The sequence below is a fragment of the Phytohalomonas tamaricis genome (genome assembly GCF_003012345.1).
In the GTDB taxonomy this organism is placed as follows: Bacteria; Pseudomonadota; Gammaproteobacteria; order Pseudomonadales; family Halomonadaceae; genus Phytohalomonas; species Phytohalomonas tamaricis.
Genome location: NZ_PVRV01000019.1, coordinates 572,230 through 596,920 on the forward strand (window position 1 = coordinate 572,230; position 24,691 = coordinate 596,920).

23 protein-coding genes and 1 other RNA gene are annotated in these 24,691 nt (G+C 56.6%); 9 read left to right on the forward strand and 15 right to left on the reverse strand.

Features of this window, described 5'->3' with window-relative positions; all coding sequences use genetic code 11:
* Nucleotides 1-318 precede the first annotated feature (318 nt).
* Nucleotides 319-1,170 (reverse strand): SDR family oxidoreductase, encoded by an 852-nt coding sequence (locus C3Z11_RS04595; protein WP_106476711.1) that lies wholly within the window; start codon nucleotides 1,168-1,170, stop codon nucleotides 319-321.
* A gap of 181 nt (nucleotides 1,171-1,351) precedes the next feature.
* On the opposite strand from C3Z11_RS04595, the gene C3Z11_RS04600 reads away from it, so the two are divergent.
* Nucleotides 1,352-2,383: an aspartate carbamoyltransferase gene (locus C3Z11_RS04600; protein ID WP_106476713.1), complete on the forward strand. Its 1,032-nt coding sequence runs from the start codon at nucleotides 1,352-1,354 to the stop codon at nucleotides 2,381-2,383.
* 47 nt (nucleotides 2,384-2,430) lie between these two features.
* On the opposite strand, the gene ruvX is transcribed toward C3Z11_RS04600, so the two are convergent.
* From ruvX to gshB, 4 genes are read right to left on the reverse strand one after another with little or no spacing between them, the layout of a single operon-like run.
* A complete protein-coding gene (gene ruvX, locus C3Z11_RS04605) occupies nucleotides 2,431-2,862 on the reverse strand; it encodes a Holliday junction resolvase RuvX (RefSeq protein WP_106476715.1) in 432 nt (143 codons plus the stop codon).
* Complete coding sequence (locus C3Z11_RS04610) at nucleotides 2,855-3,412, reverse strand: YqgE/AlgH family protein (protein WP_106476717.1); 558 nt, start codon at nucleotides 3,410-3,412, stop codon at nucleotides 2,855-2,857. Before C3Z11_RS04610 ends, ruvX begins: the two co-directional genes overlap by 8 nt.
* A 14-nt stretch (nucleotides 3,413-3,426) precedes the next feature.
* Nucleotides 3,427-4,344: a TonB family protein gene (locus tag C3Z11_RS04615; protein WP_106476719.1), complete on the reverse strand. Its 918-nt coding sequence runs from the start codon at nucleotides 4,342-4,344 to the stop codon at nucleotides 3,427-3,429.
* Nucleotides 4,345-4,347: 3 nt separating this feature from the next.
* Nucleotides 4,348-5,304 (reverse strand): glutathione synthase, encoded by a 957-nt coding sequence (gene gshB / locus C3Z11_RS04620; RefSeq protein ID WP_106476721.1) that lies wholly within the window; start codon nucleotides 5,302-5,304, stop codon nucleotides 4,348-4,350.
* Nucleotides 5,305-5,571: 267 nt separating this feature from the next.
* On the opposite strand from gshB, the gene C3Z11_RS04625 reads away from it, so the two are divergent.
* Nucleotides 5,572-6,696, forward strand: coding sequence for an alkene reductase (locus tag C3Z11_RS04625; protein ID WP_106476723.1), 1,125 nt, complete (start codon nucleotides 5,572-5,574; stop codon nucleotides 6,694-6,696).
* A 128-nt stretch (nucleotides 6,697-6,824) separates the two neighbouring features.
* On the opposite strand, the gene C3Z11_RS04630 is transcribed toward C3Z11_RS04625, so the two are convergent.
* From C3Z11_RS04630 to C3Z11_RS04640, 3 genes are read right to left on the reverse strand one after another with little or no spacing between them, the layout of a single operon-like run.
* On the reverse strand, nucleotides 6,825-7,550 hold the full coding sequence (locus C3Z11_RS04630) for a 16S rRNA (uracil(1498)-N(3))-methyltransferase (RefSeq protein WP_106476725.1): 726 nt from the start codon (nucleotides 7,548-7,550) through the stop codon (nucleotides 6,825-6,827).
* A 38-nt stretch (nucleotides 7,551-7,588) separates the two neighbouring features.
* A complete protein-coding gene (gene secB / locus C3Z11_RS04635; RefSeq protein ID WP_106476727.1) occupies nucleotides 7,589-8,074 on the reverse strand; it encodes a protein-export chaperone SecB in 486 nt (161 codons plus the stop codon).
* A 56-nt stretch (nucleotides 8,075-8,130) separates the two neighbouring features.
* The gene (locus C3Z11_RS04640; RefSeq protein WP_106476729.1) at nucleotides 8,131-8,550 is read right to left on the reverse strand and encodes a rhodanese-like domain-containing protein; all 420 of its coding nucleotides are present in this window, start codon (nucleotides 8,548-8,550) and stop codon (nucleotides 8,131-8,133) included.
* Between the two features lie 298 nt (nucleotides 8,551-8,848).
* On the opposite strand from C3Z11_RS04640, the gene gpmI reads away from it, so the two are divergent.
* From gpmI to C3Z11_RS04655, 3 genes are all read left to right on the forward strand, one after another.
* Entirely contained in the window at nucleotides 8,849-10,408 is a 1,560-nt protein-coding gene (gene gpmI, locus C3Z11_RS04645; RefSeq protein WP_106476731.1) for a 2,3-bisphosphoglycerate-independent phosphoglycerate mutase, read from the forward strand.
* Between the two features lie 172 nt (nucleotides 10,409-10,580).
* Nucleotides 10,581-11,765 (forward strand): murein hydrolase activator EnvC family protein, encoded by a 1,185-nt coding sequence (locus C3Z11_RS04650; protein ID WP_106476733.1) that lies wholly within the window; start codon nucleotides 10,581-10,583, stop codon nucleotides 11,763-11,765.
* A gap of 163 nt (nucleotides 11,766-11,928) precedes the next feature.
* Nucleotides 11,929-13,230, forward strand: coding sequence for a S41 family peptidase (locus tag C3Z11_RS04655; RefSeq protein WP_394810196.1), 1,302 nt, complete (start codon nucleotides 11,929-11,931; stop codon nucleotides 13,228-13,230).
* A 77-nt stretch (nucleotides 13,231-13,307) separates the two neighbouring features.
* On the opposite strand, the gene C3Z11_RS04660 is transcribed toward C3Z11_RS04655, so the two are convergent.
* Genes C3Z11_RS04660 through C3Z11_RS04675 form a run of 4 tightly spaced genes read right to left on the reverse strand, consistent with a single transcriptional unit; the run spans nucleotide 13,308 to nucleotide 17,742 of the window.
* Nucleotides 13,308-14,525, reverse strand: a complete 1,218-nt coding sequence (locus tag C3Z11_RS04660; protein WP_106476735.1) for a UbiH/UbiF/VisC/COQ6 family ubiquinone biosynthesis hydroxylase — start codon at nucleotides 14,523-14,525, stop codon at nucleotides 13,308-13,310.
* Between the two features lie 29 nt (nucleotides 14,526-14,554).
* On the reverse strand, nucleotides 14,555-15,754 hold the full coding sequence (gene ubiH, locus C3Z11_RS04665; RefSeq protein ID WP_106476737.1) for a 2-octaprenyl-6-methoxyphenyl hydroxylase: 1,200 nt from the start codon (nucleotides 15,752-15,754) through the stop codon (nucleotides 14,555-14,557).
* Entirely contained in the window at nucleotides 15,747-17,120 is a 1,374-nt protein-coding gene (gene pepP, locus C3Z11_RS04670; RefSeq protein WP_106476739.1) for a Xaa-Pro aminopeptidase, read from the reverse strand. Before pepP ends, ubiH begins: the two co-directional genes overlap by 8 nt.
* Before the next feature lie 25 nt (nucleotides 17,121-17,145).
* Nucleotides 17,146-17,742 (reverse strand): UPF0149 family protein, encoded by a 597-nt coding sequence (locus C3Z11_RS04675; protein WP_106476741.1) that lies wholly within the window; start codon nucleotides 17,740-17,742, stop codon nucleotides 17,146-17,148.
* Between the two features lie 200 nt (nucleotides 17,743-17,942).
* On the opposite strand from C3Z11_RS04675, the gene C3Z11_RS04680 reads away from it, so the two are divergent.
* From C3Z11_RS04680 to C3Z11_RS04690, 3 genes are all read left to right on the forward strand, one after another.
* Nucleotides 17,943-18,245 (forward strand): cell division protein ZapA, encoded by a 303-nt coding sequence (locus tag C3Z11_RS04680; RefSeq protein WP_106476743.1) that lies wholly within the window; start codon nucleotides 17,943-17,945, stop codon nucleotides 18,243-18,245.
* 58 nt (nucleotides 18,246-18,303) lie between these two features.
* A non-coding RNA gene (ssrS, locus tag C3Z11_RS04685) (6S RNA) lies at nucleotides 18,304-18,481 on the forward strand.
* A 4-nt stretch (nucleotides 18,482-18,485) separates the two neighbouring features.
* Nucleotides 18,486-19,160, forward strand: coding sequence for a 5-formyltetrahydrofolate cyclo-ligase (locus C3Z11_RS04690; RefSeq protein WP_106476745.1), 675 nt, complete (start codon nucleotides 18,486-18,488; stop codon nucleotides 19,158-19,160).
* Between the two features lie 422 nt (nucleotides 19,161-19,582).
* On the opposite strand, the gene ilvA is transcribed toward C3Z11_RS04690, so the two are convergent.
* Nucleotides 19,583-21,163 carry a threonine ammonia-lyase, biosynthetic gene (gene ilvA / locus C3Z11_RS04695; protein ID WP_106476747.1) on the reverse strand — a complete coding sequence of 527 codons (1,581 nt, stop codon included), beginning with the start codon at nucleotides 21,161-21,163 and terminating at the stop codon, nucleotides 19,583-19,585.
* A gap of 151 nt (nucleotides 21,164-21,314) precedes the next feature.
* On the opposite strand from ilvA, the gene rpiA reads away from it, so the two are divergent.
* Nucleotides 21,315-22,004, forward strand: coding sequence for a ribose-5-phosphate isomerase RpiA (rpiA, locus tag C3Z11_RS04700; RefSeq protein ID WP_106476749.1), 690 nt, complete (start codon nucleotides 21,315-21,317; stop codon nucleotides 22,002-22,004).
* On the opposite strand, the gene waaA is transcribed toward rpiA, so the two are convergent.
* Both waaA and hldE read right to left on the reverse strand, forming a co-directional pair.
* Nucleotides 22,001-23,254: a lipid IV(A) 3-deoxy-D-manno-octulosonic acid transferase gene (gene waaA, locus C3Z11_RS04705; RefSeq protein WP_106476751.1), complete on the reverse strand. Its 1,254-nt coding sequence runs from the start codon at nucleotides 23,252-23,254 to the stop codon at nucleotides 22,001-22,003. The genes rpiA and waaA overlap by 4 nt on opposite strands.
* Before the next feature lie 4 nt (nucleotides 23,255-23,258).
* Nucleotides 23,259-24,689, reverse strand: coding sequence for a bifunctional D-glycero-beta-D-manno-heptose-7-phosphate kinase/D-glycero-beta-D-manno-heptose 1-phosphate adenylyltransferase HldE (gene hldE / locus C3Z11_RS04710; protein ID WP_106476753.1), 1,431 nt, complete (start codon nucleotides 24,687-24,689; stop codon nucleotides 23,259-23,261).
* Nucleotides 24,690-24,691 lie beyond the last annotated feature (2 nt).

The window sequence follows — 24,691 nt, forward strand, 5'->3', positions numbered from 1 at the left end:
ACGTAATTACGTTAAAATGCCGTACATTATAATTAGATATTACTAATTAATTATGAGTGATAGCCATAGCATGCTTATATATAGCGCGATATAAACGATGAAATTCGGATAAAAAAACAGCAGGATTTTATACGGCGTAACACACCTGACAATCATCAGTGCCCTAGCAATCGCCTGCCAGAGATAAATAAAGCAATGGGGCCCATACGCTTTTCTGCAAAGGGCGTCGCTGCCCAGCTTGAAGAGCACAACGATACTAAGACGAAAAAAAGCCGAGCGCGGTATCCCGCACTCGGCTTTTTTGCGCTCGATCTATCCTCAGGTATTGAGTATCACACCACCGTTGAGATGGATCGTCTGGCCGCTCATGTAAGAAGACTCCTCACTGGCCAGGTAAACATAAGCTGGCCCCATTTCCGAAGGCTGTCCGGCGCGGTCCATCGGCACCTGACCACCGAAGCTTTCGACTTTCTCTTCCGGCATGGTGGCAGGAATCAACGGCGTCCATACCGGGCCAGGCGCTACAGCATTGGCGCGAATGCCTTTGGAAGCCAAGGATTGCGCCAGCGAGCGGATCAGGCCTTGAATCGCCCCCTTGGTCGAGCTGTAATCAATCAGCGTCGCGTTGCCCTTGAACGCATTGACCGACGAGGTAGCAATGATCGTGTCGCCCTCGTTCATGTGCGGCAATGCGTACTTCACCATATAGAAATGGCTGAAGATGTTGGTCTGGAAGGTACGCAGCAGCTGATCTTCGGGGATCTGCGTGACATCATCCCACTCATGTTGTTCAGCGGCATTGTTAACCACAATATTGATCTTGCCGAACTCGCTAAGGGTTTTATCGACCACCTCACGACAAAATGATGAATCACCTACGTCGCCGCTGAGCAGCAAACAGCGCTGACTTTCGGCCTCGACCAGCGCCTTGGTATCTTCGGCATCACCGTGCTCTTCAAGATAAGCGATCGCGACATCAGCGCCTTCACGTGCGTAATGCACCGCGACCGCACGGCCGATTCCGCTGTCACCGCCGGTAATGATGGCAACCTTGCCCTTGAGTTTGTCCGTCCCTTGGTAGCTGGCGCGGATGAACTCAGGCTCCGGCTGCATTTTGTCCTCTTCGCCGGGCTGCTGCTGAGCCTGAGAAGGGAATTTTTGATCTGACATGGTGCAATCTCCTTTTGCGTTTTGGACAGCGCATGCCTTTATCGTGCGCATGCCTTCTTCAACCATAGGAGACTATGAGAAGCCTTCAAGCGTTGATTACGTGTGAATGATCACACTGCAACGGGTAAACTGTCGCCCGTCATGTTTCGCCCCCAGTCCAGTGTCAGTGAGGCCACCGCCCATGAGTCCGCATCTGTTATCCGTCGATACCCTTTCACGCGACTACATCGATCATCTCTTGCACGTGGCTAAGCGGATGGAGCCCATCGCACAGCGGCGCAAGATCACCCGCGTGCTGGAAGGCGCTGTGCTAGGCAACCTGTTCTTCGAAGCCAGCACCCGCACACGTATCAGCTTCAACGCGGCCTTCTGCCGGCTCGGCGGTACCGTCTGTGACACGACAGGGTTCACGTTCTCCTCGATGGCCAAGGGGGAATCACTCTACGATACCAGCCGCGTCATTGGCGGCTATGTCGATGCTATTGTCATGCGCCACCCCGATCAGGGCTCTGTCGCTGAGTTCGCCAGTGCTACTAATGTACCCGTCATCAACGGTGGCGATGGCCCCGGTGAACACCCCAGTCAGGCGTTGCTCGATTTTTATACCATCAACAAGGAGTTCACGCGGCTCGGCAAGCCACTGGCCGGTGCACACATATTGATGACCGGCGATCTGAAGTATGGCCGTACGGTTCACTCACTGATCAAGCTGCTGGCGCGTTATGAGCCGATGCACATTACCTTGGTCGCTCCGCCAGGCCTTGAAATGCCAGTTGAACTCATTGAGCTGGTCGCAAGCCACGGGCACCGCATCGAACAGCGCGACAGCCTTGATGAATCGTTCGAACCGATCGACGTTGTCTATGCCACGCGTATCCAGAAGGAGCGCTTTACCGATGAAATGCTGGAGAGCGTGTCGGGATTCACACCCACGTTCAATGTCGGTCGTCATTTTCTCAATAGCCGCTGCACGCCACAAACGATTGTCATGCACCCGCTGCCCCGTGACAGCCGTCCTGGCGCCAATGACCTTAACGTTGATCTCAACGGCGATCCGCGTCTCGCCATTTTCCGACAAACCGATAATGGCATCCCGGTCCGAATGGCGATCTTCGCGACACTTCTGGGCGTCGATCACCTGATCGAGAAGGATATGCGTGATGTTGGCTGGAAGACACCTACCCGTGTAGGTGTGGATGACGCTGATTTCTGAAGCAGAAGGCTTTATGGTCGCCGCCGGGCAAGAGCCACGTGAGCATGCTACTCCTCGGCGGCATTAAACCAGCTTTCAAGAATTAACTCTGCGGCAATACCGTCGACGCTCTCCTCACGGTAATTGCCGCGATGGCCCTGCTCACGGGCAATAGCCTTGGCTGCACGGGTCGAACCACGCTCGTCAACCATCTCGCATGGCTTGCCGAAGCGACCGAACAAGCGCTTGCCGAACTTGCGTGCCCGCAGACTCATTTCCGATTCACTGCCATCCATGTTAATCGGCAGCCCCACCACGAACAGATCGGGTCGCCATTCATCGATAAGACGGCTGACCACGTTCCAGTCTGGTATGCCGTCACGTGCGGCCAGCGGATCGAGCTGTGAGGCCGAACCGATCATCTCGTTGCCGACGGCCACACCGATACGGCGCGAGCCGAAATCGAATGCCATCACTAGTCTTTGGCCCGGCTCAGCCATGACCGATCTCACGCGAAAGCAGCGTCAGATCGACGCCCAGATGGCGTGCTGCGGCCTGCAGGCGCATTTCAGGTGGGGTTTCGAACAACACTGCAGTGGTGGCTTCTACCGTAAGCCACGTATTTTCCTTGAGCTCCTCGGTGAGCTGATCGGCTTGCCAGCCGGCGCACCCCAGACAGACGATAAAATGCTCGGGGCCATTCCCTTCAGCAATAGCGCGCAGAATATCCATTGAGGTCGTCAAGGCAATATCGTCGCTGACCTGCAGGCTTGAATCCCATGGCGCTGTCTGGCCACGGTGAAGAATAAAACCACGATCCTGATGGACCGGCCCGCCAAACAGCACGGGCATTTCGAGATGACGACATTGGCTGGCATCGATATCGAGTTGATCGAACAGCCCGTCGAGGGTCAGTGACAACGGTCGATTGACGATGACACCGAGCGTGCCGTTATCGTCGTGATCGCAGATATAGCTCAATGTCCCCTTGAATGTCTCTTCTTCAAGATGGGGCATCGCTAGCAGAAAATGATCGCGCAAGCTTTGCATGAACCTCCCGGGCGTTACTGAACGCCGAAACTATTACCTTGGCCGAACTGCCAGGTACGCGTGATCACCAGACGCTGACGGTTGTCGCCCATGCCTGAATCGAAAGGCCGATAGGGCGCCGCCTCGCGCACGGTGGAAAGTGCCGTCTGATCGAGTTCTGGGTATCCTGAGGATTGTATCACTTCTACTGATGCAAGCTCGCCGTTACGCAGGATGACGGCACGGATGCGTAGCGTGCCTGACAGGTTCGCGGGGCCGTTATGGAACTGATTGCCATAGCGCTCGACGCTATTCGTCCATGCTCTGATGTAGCGGTTTATGGCCGCACGCTGGGCGCCATTCACCGGCGCCCGGGTATCATTCTCGGGTTGTAGCCCAAAAGTATTCGATCGCGCCCGCGACGTGGCCTGAGCCAACAGATCGCTTGCGCTGGGTGCCGCCTTCTTTTCGCTCTTCTCGGCCCGCGACGATACCGCTGAGCGCTCACTTTTTTGCGTTTGTGGCATGGTGCTCGCCTGCTGAGTCGGCACGGGCTTGGTCACGCGATCAACCGGGCGCTCAGGCTTGGGCTTGGCTTCTTCACGCTGCTGAGCTTTCGGACGGGAGACCTCATTTTTTAGAGAGGGCTGTACTTCGTGCGCCTTGGGAGCCTTTGCAGAAATAGCCGATTGCGCCAGCTGCCGTGCTGGTGTTGGCGTCTCTGGTGCTGCAACGGCGTTTGCCGATTCATCTTGCGAAGCCGTGGACGGTGCCTGGGTAAGCGTCACATCGAAGGTAACCGAGCGCGATGACTGCCCGGGCGCAGGCGGCCAATCGATAATACTGAGCGCGCCTAGTGCGCCTATATGCAGTGCAATAGCAATACCCCACGCCGACCAGACAACGGGGCGGCGCGTCACATGATCAGCATGCCTGGCGGCCGACAATTTCATGACTTAGTCGAAGCGGGAAGCAATGGCGTCCATTAACTGGCCGGCGATATCGGTCCCGCATTGAGCATCGATTTCACGCACGCAGGTCGGGCTAGTGACGTTGATCTCGGTGATGTAATCACCGATTACATCAAGGCCGACAAAGATCAGACCCTGCGCCTTGATCGATGCCTTGACCTGATCAACCAGCCAATAGTCACGATCCGTCAGTTCGCGCGCCACGCCACGGCCGCCAGCGGCCAGATTGCCACGCACCTCTCCGCCAGTGGGAATGCGTGCCAGTCCGTAGGGCACTGGCTCACCATCAATCAGCAATATCCGCGTATCACCCTGCTGAATCTCGGGGATATAGCGCTGCGCCATGATCTGGCGTGTACCGCCGAAGGTCAGCTGCTCGATCACCGCACCGATATTGCGACCATCGGGGGCGATATGAAAAATTCCCGTCCCACCCATGCCATCAAGCGGCTTGAAAATAGTATCGCCCTGCTCGGCGTGAAAGGCGCGCAGCACCTTGTCGTTACAGGAAACTACGCTCGGCACCAGGCACTGCTGAAACTGCTGGGCATAAAGTTTCTCGTTGCATTCGCGTAGCACCTGCGTGGGGTTAACCACCAGCACGCCTTCACGCTCGGCGAATCCCAGCAAATGCGTGGCATTGAGAAATTCATGATCAACCGGCGGATCCTTGCGCATCAGGATCACATCAAGATCACCTAGCGCCCGAGCTTCAGCGTCACCGAGGCTGTACCACTTCTCGGGATTCTCGAACACCTCAAGCGAGCGCATGCGCGCCATGGCGCGCCCCTTATCCAGATAGAGATCGCTCTGCTCCATGTAATGCAGCGACCAGCCGCGACGGCTGGCGGCCCACAGCATGGCCAGCGTGGTGTCCTTTTTGTAGGTGATATCGGCGATGGGGTCCATCACCACACCCACCTTCAATACGCGATCAGTCATGAGCGAATCTCTTAAAAATAAAAATCAGCAGCGTTTGCAGCGAGAACGATGCCGTTCTCGCTCAAAACCATAAAGCAAGTATGAAGCAACCATGCTGATCGGGCCAAGCTACCTTCGAGCCCCTTGAGCATTTAGCGAGCAGAAACATGCGTGCCGAATGGATGTGACCTGACTTGATGTAACGCCATATGGTTCTACAGTTATTAGCAGCCTATTTTTATCATTACGCTGGTTTCAATCTTACTAATTCAATATAAGGGGAATATCTTGGCTTCACTTTTTGAACCCTACGATCTCGCCGGTCACCGTCTCACCAACCGTATCGTCATGGCGCCCATGACGCGCTCTCGCGCTAGAGAAAATGATGTTCCTAACGAAATGGGCGCACTTTATTACCGCCAGCGTGCCTGTGCAGGGCTGATCATTTCAGAAGGCACGCCGATCTCGCGTGAAGGCCAAGGCTATCTTTTCAATCCAGGCATTTACGGGCCTGATCAGATCGAAGGCTGGAAAAAGACGACGCGTGCCGTTCATGAGCGAGGTGGACTTATCTTCGCCCAGACGTGGCACGTGGGACGTGTATCCCACACCTCGATCCAGCTCAACGGCCAGGCGCCAGTCAGCTCAACGGCGAAGCAAGGTGGCATGGCCTTCGGTTATAACGACGAGGGCCGCCCGGACATGCTGGCCGCTAGCACACCGCGTGCGCTGGAAACCCATGAGGTCAAGCGCGTGGTAGGTGATTTTGCTCAGGCCGCTGTCAATGCGCGCATGGCCGGCTTTGATGGCGTTGAAGTTCACGGCGCCAACGGTTATCTGTTCGAGCAATTTCTCAATGCCGAACTCAATGATCGCAGCGATGAATATGGTGGCTCACGCGAAAACCGTTGTCGCCTGTTGCTGGAAGCCATCGATGCCTCGATCGAAAAGATCGGCGCTCACCGCGTAGGCGTGCGTATTTCACCTTATGGTCAGCTGTTTGACATGCCCGCCTATGATGATACCGAGGCGACCTATTTGCATCTTGCCGCAGAGCTGAACAAGCGCCACTTGGCCTATGTTCATATCATGGATCAGGGTGCTCAGGGGCAGGAGGCAATGCCACGTGAATTCCTGCGCAAGTTCCGTGACGCTTACGAAGGCACATTGTTGTTTGCTGGTAACCTGGACAAGCAGGAAGCGCAGAAGCTGGTCGATGAAGGCACCATCGACTTGCCAGTCTTTGGCCGTCCCTTCACGTCCAACCCCGACTTGGTCGAGCGGATGAAAAACGATTGGCCGTTGACGCCTTTCGATCCCGATACGTTTTATGGCGGCGATGCCCGCGGATACGTGGACTTTCCTACCTATCAGGAAGAACAGGAACGGCGCGCACGCTTTGGCGAAGGTTAAATCGTTTCTCGATATTAAAAACGCCCCGACACCAAAGGTGTCGGGGCGTTTTTAATGGTCCATTACTCTGGGAACGTCACCCTCGATACACGTTGATGTCAGGTGTACTTAACCGTTGAGCAGCCCGCTTAGTTCAGATCACCAAAGCGATACTGCAGCACACTGAGCGCCACAATCGGCGCTGTTTCCGTGCGCAGAATGCGTGGGCCGAGCGTCAAGGCTTCAAAGCCAGATGCGCGGGCACTCGCTACCTCTGCATCGGTAAGTCCGCCTTCAGGACCGATAAGCAACGCCGCGTCACGAGGAGGCTGCATCTGTTCAAGCGAGCCTTCGCCCGGATGAAGGACCAGACGTAGCGCTTCGTCACGCCGCGCCAGCCATTCAGTAATCGTCTGGGGTTCACATATTTCCGGCACAACCGCACGACCGCACTGTTCGCAGGCACTGACCGCCACGCCACGCCAGTGGGCCAGCTTCTTGGCGGCTCGATCACCTTTCAAGCGTACCTCACCACGTTCGGCATAAAGCGGGGTAATCGCGCCAACGCCAAGCTCAACGGCTTTCTGGATGGCAAAATCCATACGTTCACCCTTGGAGATCGCCTGACCTAAATGCACTGCCAGACTGGATTCAGGCACCGGCTCGCGAAGATGCTCAACGACAACATCGACACGCTTGCGATCAACGCTGGCAATCGATGCCAGTGCCTCGTTGCCCCTACCATCGAACAGGACCAACGGCTCGCCTTCACCCTTACGCAAAACGAGCCCTACATGGCGCGCCGCACTATCTGACAAGGTCAGGCGCGCCCCGGCAACAAGCGTGGCATCAAGATGAATGCGCGGTGCGCTCATGCTGAATATCCAAGCCCAGTCATTACTGCTGCACCCTGTTAGGCATCAGCATTTTGTGCCTGCATTTCACGCTGCTTTCTTTGCGCAAACATGGCATCGAAGTTGACCGGTGCCAGCATCAATGTAGGGAAGCTGCCACGACCGACCAGACTGTCAATACATTCCCGCGCATAAGGAAACAGCACGTTAGGACAGAAGGCGCCCAGCGTATGCTCCAGCTGCTCTTCAGGCAGGCCTGCAATAGTGAAGAGTCCGGCCTGTTCTACCTCGGCAAGAAAAGCGGTCGTCTGCTCTTCACCGTTGTAGACCTGAGCAGTGACCTTGACCACTACCTCGTAAAGGTTCTCACCGACCTGTTCGGCATGGCTATCGACGTCCAGATTGACCTTAGGTTGGAACGCCTGCTGAAAGATCCTCGGTGAGTTCGGCGCCTCGAAGGAAATATCCTTGACATAGATGCGCTGCAGCGCAAATTGAATATCACCTTGCGCCTGATTGGCTGCGGTAGTGTTGTCTTCCGCCATTGCTGTGTCACCTTGCTTGAAAGTGGGAGAATGAAAACGAACGGAGGCCGAGCCTCTTAGCGTTTAACGGTCGGCAAGCTATCGGCCTGCCATTGCTCCATACCGCCCTTGAGCTTGGCGGCACGGCTGTATCCTTCCTTCTTGAGCTTCTCGACAATGATGCCGGCTTTCTGGCCTGTCTTGCACACGACGATAACCGGCTTGTCCTGGTGCTTCTTCAGCTCGTTCATACGCGTATCGAACTTGCTGTTAGGGATATTGATGGCCCCTGCAATATGGCCCGCCTTGAACTCATTGGCTTCACGGATGTCGACAATAACACCGTCTTCGCGGTTGACGAGCGCTGTCGCTTCCCCGCTGGTTACGCCGGTATTGCTGCGTTGAGCCTCATAAGCAAGCCAGGCCACCAGCAGCACAAGAAAGGCGCTGACCAGCAGCAGGTGATTCTGGGCAAATTCGAAAAGCTGATCGATCATGAGATTGTCTTACTCTTTTCGGATGAATCTATGCTTGTTTCCATACGGAGATATCTGTCAGGCCGGCAGGCGATGATCAGACGATGCCCAGGCAGGATAAACGTCCGGCATGCTTATCACCGCAAGGCGGCGCCCAGTATACACGAGCGTGCCAATAGCGTCCGGCTGACGCACTCCTGAGCGTAGGTTATGATGCCTGAAGCAGATGCTGTCGCGAATGGGACATTTGACGGCATGTTTTTACCGCGTCCCAGCATGTCAGACAATCAAACTCATGATCCAATAACGAGGCGAGTCCATGTCAAAGGAACAGACGTCGCGCCCCCGTCCGGTGGCGCTGATTATCCTCGACGGCTACGGCTGCAATCCCTCTGCTGAAAACAACGCGGTCGCCAATGCGGCCACGCCGGTAATGGATGAACTGCAGAAGTCGTACCCCCATACCCTGATCCGCACTGATGGTGGCAATGTCGGCCTGCCGGATGGCCAGATGGGTAACTCCGAAGTCGGCCACATGAATCTTGGGGCAGGACGCATCGTCTATCAGGATTTCACTCGGATCACCAAAGCCATCAAGGATGATGAGCTACAGAACATCGAAACGCTGACCAAGCCGATCGATAGTGCCGTCGAGAAAGGAGGTGCCGTTCATCTGCTCGGCCTGCTTTCGACCGGCGGCGTTCATAGCCACGAAGATCACATTCTGGCGATGGCAGACCTCGCCGCGGCACGTGGTGCAAAGAAAGTTTATATTCATGCGTTTCTCGACGGCCGTGATACGCCGCCCAAGAGCGCACGCGAATCGATCGAACGGGCCGATGCCAAGTTGCAACAGCAGGGTGTGGGCTATATCGCCTCGATTATTGGCCGCTTCTATGCCATGGACCGTGACAACCGCTGGGAGCGCGTTGAAGCCGCCTACCGGTTAATCAGCGAAGGCGTCGGCGAGCATACCGCCAAGAGTGCTGAAGAAGGTCTTGACGCGGCTTACGCGCGTGACGAAACCGACGAATTCGTTACCGCGACCAGCATCCGCCCCGACGGCAGCGAGCCGGTCACCGTAGCGGAGGAGGATGCGATCATTTTCGTTAATTTCCGCTCCGACCGCGCCCGTGAATTGACCCGCGCCTTCGTCAACAAGGACTTTGATGGCTTCGCCCGCAACACCCCGGCCCACGCCAACTTCGTGACGATGACGCAGTACGCCGACGACATTGACGCTCCCATCGCCTTTCCACCCACGGAGCTCAACAACACGCTGGGCGAAGTGGTTGCCGAGCGCGGGTTTACTCAGCTGCGCATCGCCGAGACCGAGAAGTATCCTCACGTCAGTTTCTTCTTCTCAGGTGGCCGTGAGGAGCAGTTCGAGGGCGAGGAGCGGATACTCGTGCCTTCACCCAAGGACGTTAAAACCTACGACCTGAAACCGGAGATGAGCGCGTACGAGCTCACCGATAAACTAGTGGCAGCGATCGATGCCGGTAAATTCGACTTGATCATCTGCAACTACGCTAACGGCGATATGGTCGGCCACTCAGGCGATCTCACCGCGACTACCAAGGCAATCGAAACCGTCGATACCTGCCTGGGGCGTGTCGTCGAAGCCATCAACCGTGCCGGCGGTGAGTGCCTGGTGACGGCTGATCACGGCAATGCCGAATTACTGGTCGATCCTCAGACAGGTAATCCGCATACGTCGCATACCACTTTCCCGGTCCCGCTGGTCTATGTCAGCCCGCGTAATGCTGCATTGCATGAAGGCGGCCGGCTATGCGATATAGCGCCGACCCTGCTGGCCATGATGGGAGAAGAAGCGCCTGATGAGATGACGGGCAATGTACTGATCGACTATCGTTGAGCCTTTGGGGGCCTCAGGCCACGCTGCATCATGTACGCCCGATTAATATGTAACGATAGGGATTAACGCCGACGTGTCATCGCGTTCAAGCCGATTTTCACGTCGGTGTTTCATTTCAAGTCTCTCGCTAGCACTTACCGTGCCGGGGTTGTTGCCAGGCACGGTAAGCCATGTGTCAGCCGAAGACGTCTCGCGCCAGCAGCTCAAGGCCATCAGCGCTGATATCGAAGCGTCCGAAAAACGCATCCATGACACTGGAAGTGAGCGCAAGAGTGCGCAACAAGCGCTAAGACAGGCGGAAGCAGCGCTAGCCGAAACGTATGCCCGCATCGATCAGTTGCAGAGCGAGCGGGAAAGCGTCAACGCTCAGCTTCAAGCGCTGAATGGCCGGCATGACCAGCTCGTCGATGAGCGCAATGCGCAGCAGCAGGCGTTGGCGACGCAGCTTGCCGCGCTTTATCGTCTCGGTGAACAGCCTCAACTCAAGCTCTTGCTCAACGGCGGCGACCCGACCAAGCTCGAACGCTATCAGCACTATCTAAATCGTATCAATGAAGTGCGTCGGGAGCGGCTTGACGCCATTGCCGCACTTGATCGTGATATCGATGATAACCGCACGCAAGCAAAAGAAGAGCGCGAGCGTCTTAATCAGCTTTTAGATGACCTTGATGACAGGCGTCAGCGTCTGGCTGAGCAGCAGGACGCACGCGAGCAGATTGTAGCCAAACTTAATACCCGCTATGCCAACGAGCAGGCTCGCCTGGAGGATTTGCGCAGCGACCGCGCCCACGTCGAGCAACTGCTCAAGCAAATGGAGCGCGAACTGGCTCAGGCCAAGGCCAAGCGCGAGGCTGCCTCCCAGCAGCTGACAGAAGATGAGCGCAGTGCAGAGCCTACCCGTAGCGCATCGTCGCGCCAGTCGCACGACACTTCATCAACGTCCGCAACGACACGCACCAATGTGCATCGCGCCGATAAAGGCGCGGCCAGTTCGAAATGGCCGGTTAATGGTCGGTTAATCTCACGCTTCGGCCAAGGTGAGGGGATTGATCGCAATGGCGTATTGCTCGCCGCCAGTGCTGGCACCTCGGTACGTGCCGCAGGCAGTGGCCAGATCGTCTTTGCCAACTGGATGCGTGGCTTCGGCTACCTTGTGATCATCGATCACGGCAAGGGTATCCTGACGCTTTACGCCCATAATCAACGTCTCACCGTTAAGGCTGGAGACAGCGTCGAGCGTGGCGCGATCATCGCCACTGTCGGCAACAGTGGGGGACGCTCAGGCCCTGCGCTTTATTTCGAAGTGCGGCGCAGAGGACAGCCCATCGATCCCAACCGCTGGACCGCTTCGCGCTGACCACGAATGCGCTATGGGCCAATCTCACGCCAAACTCGAACGCTGTTCGCTGGATCGTGAATGGAACATGTGGGTATGCTTGGCACGTCGCGTGCTCTTCATTCACGCCCTCACACTTGTGTTCGAAGAACAAGGAGATTCCATGCGCGCAGGTCGTGTCATGATGCTGTTACTGATGGCCGGCGCCGCGCTACCGCTTGCGCCGCTCGCCCTGGCCGAAAACGATACGCCGGATGTCGCATTGTCCAGCGCTCAGGCCAGCGCCACCTTGCCGATCGAAGACATTCAGACATTTGCCGAAGTCTTCGAGCGCATCAAGCGGGCCTATGTTGATGAAGTTGATGACAAGACCCTGCTACACAATGCGATGAAAGGCATGCTTTCCGGTCTCGACCCGCATTCAGCCTATATGGATGCCGAGGCATTCCGCAGCCTTCAGGAAGCCACACAAGGCGAATTTGGCGGGTTGGGCATCGAGGTGGGCATGGAGGATGATCGCCTGACGGTAATCGCGCCGATCGATAACACGCCGGCCGCAAAGGCAGGCCTGCAGCCACACGATACCATTCTCAGTATCGACGGTACGTCAACCGAAGGCATGTCGCTCGAAGAGGCTGTCAAACTGCTGCGCGGTGACGCTGGCACGCAGGTTAAGCTGAACATCTACCGCAAAGGTAACGACACGCCGCAGGAATTCACCCTGACGCGAGCCAATATCCGCAACGAGAGCGTGTCATCCAAGCTGCTCGACCCGGGATATGCTTACCTGCGCATCAGTCAGTTCCAGACCCGTACTGCAGAGCAGGCCCGCGCGGCGATTGAAAAATTCAAGCGCCAAGCACCGCTTAAAGGGTTGGTGCTCGATCTGCGCAACAATCCTGGCGGCATTTTACAGGGCGCAGTCGATGTCTCCGATCTGTTTCTCGACGACGGTTTGATCGTTTACACCAAAGGACGGCTGCCCGACAGCCAGATGCGCTTCTCAGCGTCACAGGCCAACAGCGTTGACTCACAGGTACCGATGGTCGTACTGATCAACGGTGGTACGGCATCGGCAGCAGAGATCGTCTCAGGAGCGCTGCAGGATCATCATCGCGCGATCGTGATGGGCACTGACAGCTTCGGTAAAGGCTCGGTACAGACGGTACTCCCGCTCGACAACGGTGAAGGGCTGAAGCTGACGACTGCGCTTTATTACACCCCCAGTGGCCGCTCGATCCAGGCTGAAGGGATCGAGCCCGATGTCGGCGTGCAGCGTGGCCAGCTAACGCTGGAGCCAAAAGAGAGCTGGATGGTGCGCGAAGCTGACCTCGAAGGTCATCTACGCAACGCCGAAGCCAGCCAGCAGCAGGGAGAGGCACCGCGCTCCTCTCCAGTCGCCGCCCAGGATTATCAGCTTGGCGAGGCACTCAACCTGCTTAAAGGCTTGAACGTTATTCAACGTGCTTCACAGCAAACGCCTTGATTGCATCCTGACTGCAAAAACGCCCCGGCACACAGTGCCAGGGCGTTTTTCATTGGATGATACAGGTGTTTATAGGCTTACAGATGAGCCTTGATCCGCGCAGGCAGATCACTGCGCTCCCCCAATGCCTGCCGAGCCAGAAAACGCTTGATTGGCATCGTTCCGTTGACGCCTCGCATCCCCAGGTTACGTGCCAGACGCACTAACGGTATGTCGCTGGCGAATCCGACTCGAAACGCGTCCATCAACGTGAGCATCATGGTGTTATCGAGACGGCGACGGCGTGAGTAACGCGACAGAATGCGCAGATCATGCAGCGGTGCGCCGCGCTGCTTGGCCCACGCCAGCTCTTCCGCTAGTACAGCAGCATCCATGAGTCCCAGATTGACCCCCTGGCCCGCCAAAGGATGAATGCTATGCGCGGCATCGCCGATAAGGGCAAAGCCTTCTTCAACGTAGCGCTGGGCGTGGCGCTGCGTCAGCGCGAAACTGTGACGAGGCTCGACTGAAGTGATCGCACCAAGGCAATGTTCAAACGCGCTGGCCAGCCGGGATGAAAACTCGGCGTCATCAAGTGCCATGAGACGTTCAGCCTCAGCGACATCCGCCGACCAGACAATCGAGGAATAGCGGCTATCGCCATCGATGACTAACGGAAGAAATGCCAGTGGCCCGGTCGGTTGGAAACGCTGCTGCGCCGTTCGCCCATGGGAATGTTCATGGCGCACGGTAGTGACAATCGCGCAATGCCCCGTGTCATGGCTCGAGACCTCTATACCAGCCAACTGCCGCAGCGTCGAACGCGCGCCATCGGCGGCGACCACGACGTTGGCCTCAAAACGACGCCCATCGCTGAGCGTCACGCAGCGGCCAGTAGCTAGTGGTTCGAGCGCCTCGATGGTCGCATTATCAATGCACTGGACATGATCGAGCGCTTCAAGACGCGCATACAACGCGGCCAGAATTGCACTGTTTTCGACGATATGCCCAAGCTCCGCCACGCCGACATCTGCTGCGGAAAAAACAACCTCGCCTGATCCTTCACTGTCCCAGACACGCATACCGGTATACGCACTGGCACGACGCGCGATGATGCCGGGCCAGACGTCCATTGATGCCAACAGGGCGCGTGACGCCGCCGTAATTGCGCTGACGCGTGCATCGATGCTGTTCGCCTGCCAGTCGACATTGAAGCTGCGTGCCTCCAGCAGTGTCACGTTAAGCTTGGCCTCGCCCAGCAGTACGGCGAGGCTTGCGCCTACCATGCCGCCGCCCACGATCACTACATCCTGCATATTTCCTCCCGCCCTTAAACGTTGCTGCGTTAGCGTTCCAACCCCATGGCGTAACGCATCAGCGTTCGCTTGAGCGGAGGGGCCAAATTCAAACCGATCAGTCCCGCCGCGCGAGCATGAGAGAACAGTGGATTATCGATGCCAAAGAGCCGGATCAGTCCATCGCTGAAACGGATCACCTGATCACGATCGCGTGCACGGCGCGATTCAAAATCAGCCATTGCTCTGGCGCCGCCCAGTTCATGCCCCTCATCGATTGCGGTTTTTAGCGAGGCGCATAAATCCATCACGCCACGCAGCGCCAGATTAAATCCCTGACCCGCGACCGGATGCAGCGCGTGAGCAGCATTACCCAGCACGGCCAGATGCGGGCGCGTCTGTTCACGCGCCTGAATAAGAGACAGTGGATAGGAAAACCGCTTGCCGACACGCCGAAAACGCCCGACACGATCCCCGAAATGATGCTGAATAGCCCTCAGGAAATCACGATCATCAAGCGCAAGCGTTCTTTCCAGCGAGTCATGCCTATGTGTCCAGATCAGCTCCATGCGCTGCCCAGCGAGCGGCAACAGGGCCAGGGCACCTTGCGGCGTAAAACGCTCGAAGGCCTGCCCACCGTGTTCTCGCCCCATCTCGACATTGGTAATCAAGGCATATTGAGCGTAGTCCTCGACCACGCTTTCGATCCCCAACTGTTCCTTGAGGCCCGAACGCCCCCCATCGGCCAGCACCGTCAGTCCGGCGTCCAGCACGTCACCATTATCAAGCACAAGGCGATGACCGCTTGGCTTCGGTGATATCTCGGTAACCCGCGCAGGACAACGCCAGTCGAGGGATAACTGCGCCAGACGATCCAGCAACACACGACCGATCCAGGCGTTAGGTAACACATAGCCCAGTGCATCAAGGCGAACGTCATTAGCATTTAGACGCGTAGCGCCGAATCGGCCGCGTTCGCTGATATGAATGTGGCGTATAGGGCTGGCACGCTCGCGCAGCGCCGTCCAGACCTGTAGCTGCTCGAAATGCAGCCGCGAGCCATAAGCAATGGCGCTGGCACGTTCATCGAAGCTTGGTTGATAACCTTCGCTGTTATCGGGCAGCGGAGCTGCTTCGATGACCGCAACAGAGAGATTGTGGTGTTCGATCAACGGCGCCAACGCACAGGCAAGACTGGCCCCGACCAGTCCACCGCCGATAATGGCAACATCCACTCGTTGATTAGCCATCGATCACGCTCTCACCATGATCGCTCGAGCGGCTAGCCGCCATTAGCGCCTCGATGTCATCCATTTCCTTGGGCACAGCACCGGTCGTGACTTCTCCGCCGTCAACAGTGACAATCACATCATCTTCGATGCGGATACCTATACCGCGAAACGCTGCGGGGATGTCATCGGCATCAGGAATGTAGAGACCAGGCTCGATAGTCACCACCATGCCGGGCACAAGCGGGCGCGGCACATCGTCCTGCTTGTAGTCGCCAACATCGTGGGTATCAAGCCCCAGCCAGTGCGACGTGGAATGAAGGTAGAAACGTCGATAGCTACTGTCGTCGATACACGCCTGAACATCTCCCGCGAGCAGGCCCAGCTCGATCAACCCCTGAGTAAGATCACGCACCACCCCATCGTGAATGGCGCTCAGTGTATTGCCAGGGCCAACGGCGGCAACGGCGCGTTTCTGAGCGTTGAGCACGATCTGATAGAGTTGACGCTGAGCTGCGGAAAAACGGCCATTGACAGGGAACGTCCGGGTAATATCGCCAGCATAAAGATCAAACTCACCACCGGCATCGATCAGCACCAAATCGCCCTCGTCAAGCCGGTCATTATTTTCCACATAATGCAGCACGCATGCGTTGACGCCACTGCCGACAATCGTGCCATAGGCAGGTGATCGCGCACCGTGCCAGACGAACTCGTGTTCGATTTCGGCCTGCAGATGGTATTCACACAGCCCCGGACGAGAAGCCTGCATGGCGCGCCGATGGGCAAGCGCCGAGATATACCCGGCATGGCGCATCAGCTCAAGTTCCGCCTCGCTCTTGATCAGGCGCTGCTCATGCAAGACAGAGGTGATATCGGTAAAGGAACGGGGCGGCTTGGCCCCGCGACGTACGCGTGCCTTGAGGGCACCACGTACATCACTAGCGATCATCAGCGCCTCTTCATCATCAAGGGCGAAGCAGAGCGTTTCACGTCCGTCGAGCAGCTCCACGAGCAACTCATCACGTACATCGTTGTCATGCGCTTCGTCAACGCCAAAGCGCACCACTGCGCCTTCGGCCCCGATACGAATGCCGGTCCAGGCCTCCGCCAGTGGGTCCTTGGGCTGACAGAACAATACCGTCTCGCCCTCGGCGCGCCCAGGCAGTAGCAGCAACAACGCATCCGGCTCGGGGAATCCGCTTAGGTAATGGAAATCACTGTCCTGGCGAAACGGATATTCGCCATCACGATTGCGTGGCTTAAGCGTCGCGGCGGGTATCAGTACGGCGGCATTATCCGGCAATGCTGCCATCAAGCGGACACGCCGGTCGCGGTATTCGTCCAGTGAAATCGCCGCAGGACGCGGCAAGGGGTCACGCTGCATCTTGGCTCCCGACTTTATTTAGTGGCTAATGGCGCGTCTGTTGAGCATCTTCCTCAGATGACGATACTTGCTCAACCTGAGGCTCACCAGGATGCTGCTCGGTGTACAGCAACATTGCGGCCATACGCGCGTGCTCAGTCAAGGCGAACAGATCATTTTCGTTTTCCGAGCTTTCTTCAATGTCGGTGGCGATCGTCACCAGCGCCTCGATATCTTCGAGCGCCTCCTTGAGTGGAGCCGACCATCCGGCGCGCACTTCTACATCGTACTCGAAAACAGCCTCGGTGAAGCCTTGGCTCCATTCCTTGAGCCCCTGGGCACGCTCACTCAGTGAAAAAAGTTCATCTGGCAACAATGGCTCATAACTCATCTCGGCCGCTGAAAGGCGCGCCTCAGTACGCCGACGCCATTCCAAAAGGACTTCGGCATCCTCACGTGAACGTGGCTCCTCTACGCCAAGCGTGGCGCACACTGTTTCGAGCCACGTACTGGCATCGATATCAGCCAGTGCCAGTTGAGCACATAGCCGACCATCGAGAAACGCCGGTGCTTGAAGGCTACCATGGGCAAGAAAGATATCACCGATAGTGGCGAAATCGATCGGCTCATTTACTGTCGACATGAAATATCCCGGTTGCTGTATATATGCGTTGATGGCGGGCCCGACCTTCGGGTAACACTGACCGATCGATACAAAAGATCGAATACGGCATGCGTTGACCGGTTTCTTGGGGCTCTCTATAGTGGCTCACAATAAAGACTATTGTTGTCTTTCACTATATCGTATCGCCCCCGATTGGCCCGTGCAGGAGCAATGATGTTATGAGCGAGGCCCCCCGCCAGACCGCTGAAATTAATTTGCTAGGCCAATCCTATGTCATCAGCTGTGGCACCGATGAATATGACGCGCTGATGCGTTCCGCGGAATACCTTGACCGGGCATTGAAAGGAATTCAGTCACGCAGCAAGGCGATGAGCAACGAAAAGGCAGCATTGATGGCGGCACTCAACATTGCCCACGAGCTGATGCGTGAGGTTGAGGCCCGAAAGGAAAGTGAGTCACGGCTGGCCGCGCTTACTGAGCAACTCGATAAAGCGCTCATCGATAGTCCTGTCACGCGTTAACAAGCAATTTTAACGTGTGAATTTTGGGCGAAGTGCGTCACTTCTGTTAGAATGGAGATGTTCTCTGGGGTGTACGCCAGTTGTTAAAGTCCCTCGAGCCTATGCGCAATGCCCAGGGGACCTACGGCAAACCCGTGTGCATGTCCGTGCGTCGGAAAGCCTAACGGTTTGCTTGCGGTCACCCACCTGAACCAGTAGGTTCAGGGCCAGAACAACAGCGGCACTCTGGAGAACTCTTTCATGTACGTTTCTACCGAGACACCTTCGGTCGAGACGCTAAGGCAACGCCGCGCGCTGCGTCAGACACTTCGTCACCAACGCCGTGCATTGACCCTTGCCCAGCAACGTCTCGCCTCTCTTGCGCTATGTCGCAAGCTGCGTCAGCTTCCCGAAATTCGTCGAGCCCGTCATGTGGCGCTCTATTTACCCAACGATGGCGAAATTGATCCCACGCCGCTAGTGGCTTGGCTGCGTCGTCGTGGCACGCAGGTATATCTGCCAGTGCTACGTCCACTGGTGGAGAATAGATTGTGGTTCGTAAGGTTTAATGATGCTACACCCATGACCACCAACCGCTTCGGTATTCAGGAACCTGATACGCGCTTTGGTGCTTACAGGACAAGGCGCTGCGCGCCTTGGGCACTGGATGTGGTGCTACTACCGCTGGTCGGCTTCGACGACCACGGTCAGCGTATTGGCATGGGCGGCGGTTTTTATGATCGAACCTTTGCTTTCGCCCATACTCAGCATGGCCCGCGCCCCCGGCTAATGGGCCTTGCTCATGCCATACAGCGCGTTGAAAAGTTACCCAGCGCGCACTGGGATGTACCCCTTGATGCTATCGTCAGCGATCAGGATGTCATCCGTCCACGCCACAACTTCACGCGCGGCATTCATAAACTATCTGCCGAGTGAATGCGGTGCTATCAATAAATCGAGTACTGGTCAGCTTGAAACGCGTCAGGAACCTATGACGGTCTGAGCATAACTCGTGGCAACGACCCCAAAACCAAACAAGAAAACTAAAGTAAAAACCAGATCGGGCTTACGTCTCATTATTGCTCCGAAAATACGTTATCCACCGCCACCCCTGACGGCGGTACGACTATAGGACCGGGCGCCTTTAGTCGCAATATGTGTACCAGCTCTTTTTGTGAAAAAATTAAACCTCTAGTAACAATATCGTTCAAAATGACAATACTTTTAGGCTACATGAATTCCTGAACCTGCTGCTTAGAATAATCTAACCTCTCACACACTTTTCATTTCAATAAAAAGGCCGCTTTATAGCGGCCTTTTTACAATCATGTTCTGTTACTTCCCTTACGTGCCGTTAGTTAAGCCATGAATAATCGATAGGCCGGATTTTCCGTTTCCTTCCAGTAGCGGTAACCAATCTCATCGAGATGGCGCTCCAGGCCAGAACGCTCGTTAGTAGGCACTTGCATCCCCACCAGAACGCGGCCATAGGCAGCCCCATGGTTACGATAGTGGAATAAAGAGATATTCCAGCTCTCGGGGAGATGAGTAAGAAATTTCATCAATGCACCGGGACGCTCCGGAAACTCAAAGCGATAGAGTTCCTCATCGAAAGGCATCGGTGGACGACCACCGCCAAGATGTCGAATATGCAGTTTGGCCAGTTCATTATCCGTGAGGTCTTCGACAGGGTAATCCGCCTCGCGCAACTTGCGAATTACTTCCTCTCTATCTGTACCACCCGGCTTAACCTGTACGCCGACAAAGATATGAGCATGACGCTCATCGGCATAGCGATAATTGAATTCGGTAACCATGCGCCGGCCGATAATCTTGCAGAACTGCTTGAAGCTGCCGGGACGTTCAGGAATCGTTACTGCCAGGATTGCCTCGCGCTGTTCGCCAAGTTCGGTGCGCTCCGCAATATGCTGCAAACGATCAAAATTGATATTGGCACCTGAATTGATACATATCAGCGTCTCGCCCTCGGCCCCTGTCTGCTGGACATATTTCTTCAGGCCAGCCAATGACAGCGCTCCGGACGTCTCGGAAACGGCACGGGTATCCTCGAAAATATCTTTTACCGCTGCGCACATCTCATCAGTATTTACCGTAATGACGTCATCGACATGATCCTTGATCAATTGAAACGGTGTCTCACCGATTTGCGCCACCGCCACCCCTTCGGCAAATAGCCCAACCTGTTCAAGTACCACGCGGGAGCCTGCCTCAAGCGCGGCCTTCAGACAGGCCGCATCCTCAGCCTCGACACCGATCACCTTGATTTCGGGACGTAGATACTTCACGTAGGCAATCACACCGGCAATTAGACCGCCACCGCCGACGGGTACGAAGATGGCGTCGATATGCGCGGAGTGCTGGCGCAGGATCTCCATCGCAATGGTGCCCTGCCCGGCAATAACATCCGGATCATCAAACGGCGGGATATAGGTATAGCCGTGCTCTGCGATCAGTTCGCGAGCATGATCAAGCGCTTCACTGAATGCATCGCCTTTAAGCACGACCCGAGCGCCACGCGCACGTGCCGATTGAACCTTGATATCGGGCGTAATCCTCGGCATCACAATGACTGCCTTGACCCCCATCTGCTTGGCCGCCATGGCCAATCCCTGAGCATGGTTGCCAGCGGAGGCAGTAATGACACCCTTGGCTTTCTGTTCATCGCTGAGCTGCGCCATTTTGTTATAGGCACCACGCAGCTTGAAGGTATAAACCGGCTGCAAGTCTTCACGTTTGATGAGAATGTGGTTGTTAAGTCGCTTCGACAAAAAGGGTGCCGCAGACAGCGGCGTTTCGATAGCAGCCTCGTACACCCGGGCCTGGAGGATTTTCTTGACGTACTCTTCCAACATTCTCGTGTCCTGAGGTGATCTGGTAATGGCGCATCGGCGCCTATGGAGCGGGCAGGACGACAGCATCGCAGCGAAGCTATCGCGAACGGTAAACAGCTATTGGTAGCAGAGGATAGCTGGTGACGTCTACAGCCGCGCTCATGTTGCTTATAATGGCGCCTGAATCGGGCGCTTTCGTCCTCTTTTGCATCCCGCCTCTCTTCGCTGGAGATATTGCATGGCTACTCCCCCTAGCTCAGCCCAAGACACATTGAAGCGCGCCGTTGCTGCCGCGGCTGTCAATGAGCTGAAACATCTGCTCGACAGCAGAACCGTGATCGGTGTGGGATCGGGCTCAACGGTCAACTTTTTCATTGAGCAACTGGCCGAGATCAGGCATGACTTCGATGGTGCAGTGGCCAGCTCGGAGGAGACCGCAGCCCGCCTGAAAGCACACAATATTCCCGTATACGATTTGAATGGCGTCGGCACCGTACCTTTTTATATTGATGGTGCCGATGAAATAAATGAACGCTTCGAGATGATCAAGGGAGGCGGCGCGGCCCTTACTCGAGAGAAGATTGTTGCCGCCTGCGCCCAACGCTTCATCTGCATTGCCGATCAATCAAAGCGCGTCAGCGTGCTCGGCGGCTATCCGCTCCCGATCGAGGTCATTCCCCTAGCACGTTCTTATGTCGCCCGTGAAATGGTCAAGCTTGGCGCCGACCCGATGTACCGTGACGGCGTCGTTACCGATAACGGCAATCAGATTATCGACATGTATAACTTCATGATCGAAGACCCGTTAACGATGGAAGAGCGCATCAATAACATCACCGGCGTCGTGACCAATGGACTGTTTGCGCGCCGTGGCGCAGACGTACTGTTGCTTGGTACACCGGAGGGCGTTCAGCGTATCGAGCGCTAACGCATCAATAACCGCGCGATGCCGGCCCGGGTGCGCTCAAGTGCGCCCCGGTTGGCATCGACAACCGCCTTGCCGGCCTGACCCAGATGGTGCCTTGCGGCATCATCTTCCAATAGCCGCATCAGTGCGCGTACCAGCGTATCGGCGTTGACAATATCGATCAGGGCATCCGCTTCACGTAGAGTCGTGGCAATCTCACTGAAATTGTTCAGATGGGGGCCTGACAGTACCGGCACACCGAGTGCTGCGGGCTCAAGCAGATTATGACCGCCTATCTCGACTAGGCTGCCCCCAACGAAAGCAAGATCCGCGGCACCGTATAGCGCCATCAACTCCCCCATCGTATCGCCGAGATAGACCTGCGTGTCGGTCGTGACCTGATCACCGGCGCTGCGGCGCGCCACATGGAAGCCACGTTCCTGACACAGCGCAGCGACATCATCGAAGCGCTGCGGGTGACGCGGCACCAGAATCAACAAAGCGTCGTTAAAGCGCATCGATAGCTGGGCATGCGCCGCAAGAACCTGTTCATCCTCACCGGGATGGGTCGAGGCAGCAATCCACACCGGGCGCGTGCCGAATAATTGACGTAAACGCTGACTCTCATCAAGCGCCGCGTCATTGACGCTCAAATCGTATTTGAGTGAGCCGGTCACCGTAATATCGCGTGCCTCAAGGCCCAACGCGCGAAAACGCTTGGCGTCGTCTCCGGATTTGGCACCTACCCAGCGTACCCAGCGCAGCGCGTCGCGCATCAGCGGGCCAAGCTTGAGGTAGCGCTTGAAGGCCTTAGGCGACAGACGACCGTTGACAATGATGGCCGGCACGCCCTGATAGCCACAGGCACGCATCAGGTTGGGCCAAATCTCGGTTTCAACAATGATTGCCAGTTCAGGATTGAGACGGGTAATGAAGCGTTTCGTTGCGCGCGGAAAATCCAGTGGCACGAAGTGATGGCTGACCTTATCCTCGAACAGCGCACGGATACGCTGTGCGCCGGTCGCCGTCATGGTCGTGACGACCACGCGATGATCGGGATAGTCATCGATTAGGCTGCGGATCAAGGGTTGCGCGGTCAGCGCTTCACCGACCGATGCGGCATGCACCCAGACGATGCGTTCATCGCCATAGTCAGGTATGCGTCCTAGGCGCTCACGCCGCGGATGGGTGGGCAATGACTCACGCCACACACGGCGCCAAATCAGCGGAGATAGCGCATAAAGCAAGGAAGAGTAAAGCCTACGACGCACGCGATTAAAGTTCCCGGTCGAGGATGGAGGCGATCATCGCCGTTGTCGAGACACCGTCCTCGAAGCCGAGCACCTGAACCTCGCCGCCATTAGCCAGCACGGCCGCGCCGCCAGAAATATCGTCAACCTTGTAATCGCCACCCTTGACCAGCACATCCGGCAGCACGGCCTCGATCAGACGCTGCGGGGTGTCCTCGCTAAAGGCCACAACCCAGTCGACTGCTGACAGCCCGGCCAATACCTGCATACGGCGCGCAAGTGGATTGATGGGCCGCTTGGGCCCTTTCAGGCGTGTCACCGAGGCATCGTCATTGACGGCTACGATCAGGCGAGTACCGAGCCGCTTGGCCTGCTCCAAATAAGCGACATGACCGGCGTGAAGGATGTCAAAACAGCCATTGGTCATCACTACGCGTTCACCACGCGCCTGAGAAGCCCGTACTGCCGCAATCAGCGTGGCTTCGGAAGTGGCGCCATATTCCGCCAGCTTGTCACCGTGCAGTGCCGTATAGAGTTCGGCGACCGAGAGCGTCGCGGTACCGGGCTTGGCCACCACCAACCCGGCGGCGAGGTTGGCCAGCATCATCGCCTCGGGCAAGGCGTGCCCCGACGCCAGCGCCAGTCCGAGCACACCAATTACCGTATCGCCCGCCCCGGTGACATCGAAGACTTCACGGGCATGCGTCGGCAGATGCAGCGGCGCGAAATCTTCACGAATCAACGTCATGCCCTTCTCGCTGCGCGTTATCAATAGCGCCTCAAGCCCGAGTTCGCCACGTAGCTGTTCGCCCTTCTCTGCCAGTTCTTGATCACTTCGGCACGGACCGACTACCGCCTCGAATTCGGCTAAATTAGGCGTAATCACATTGGCGCCACGATAACGCGAAAAATCCTGCCCCTTGGGGTCGACCAGCACTCGCTTGCCCGCCTGGCGGCCGAGTGAGATCAATGTCTGGATACGATCGAGCGTTCCCTTGCCATAGTCTGACAAAATCATCAGATCACAATCTGGCAGCGCTGCTTCGACCTGCTCCACCAACTCAGCCGTATCGACATCAGCCAGCGGAGACTCGAAATCGAGACGGATAAGTTGCTGGTTGCGGCTCATCACGCGCAGCTTGGTGATCGTGGGCACGTCCGTGCCATATTGAAAGCATGTACTGACATTAGCGGCACTCAACTCATCGTTGAGTAACGTCGCGTTATTGTCATTGCCCACCAATCCCGCCAGCGTGGCAATGCCCCCCAGCGAGGCGACATTAAGCGCGACATTCGCCGCGCCACCGGGCCGGTCCTCGCACTGCTCAACCCGTACCACCGGCACCGGCGCCTCCGGAGAAATGCGTGAGGTGCCGCCATGCCAATAGCGGTCGAGCATCACATCACCCACTACCAGCACTCGGGCGGATTCGAACGCGGTCAGATCGAGTTTCATCT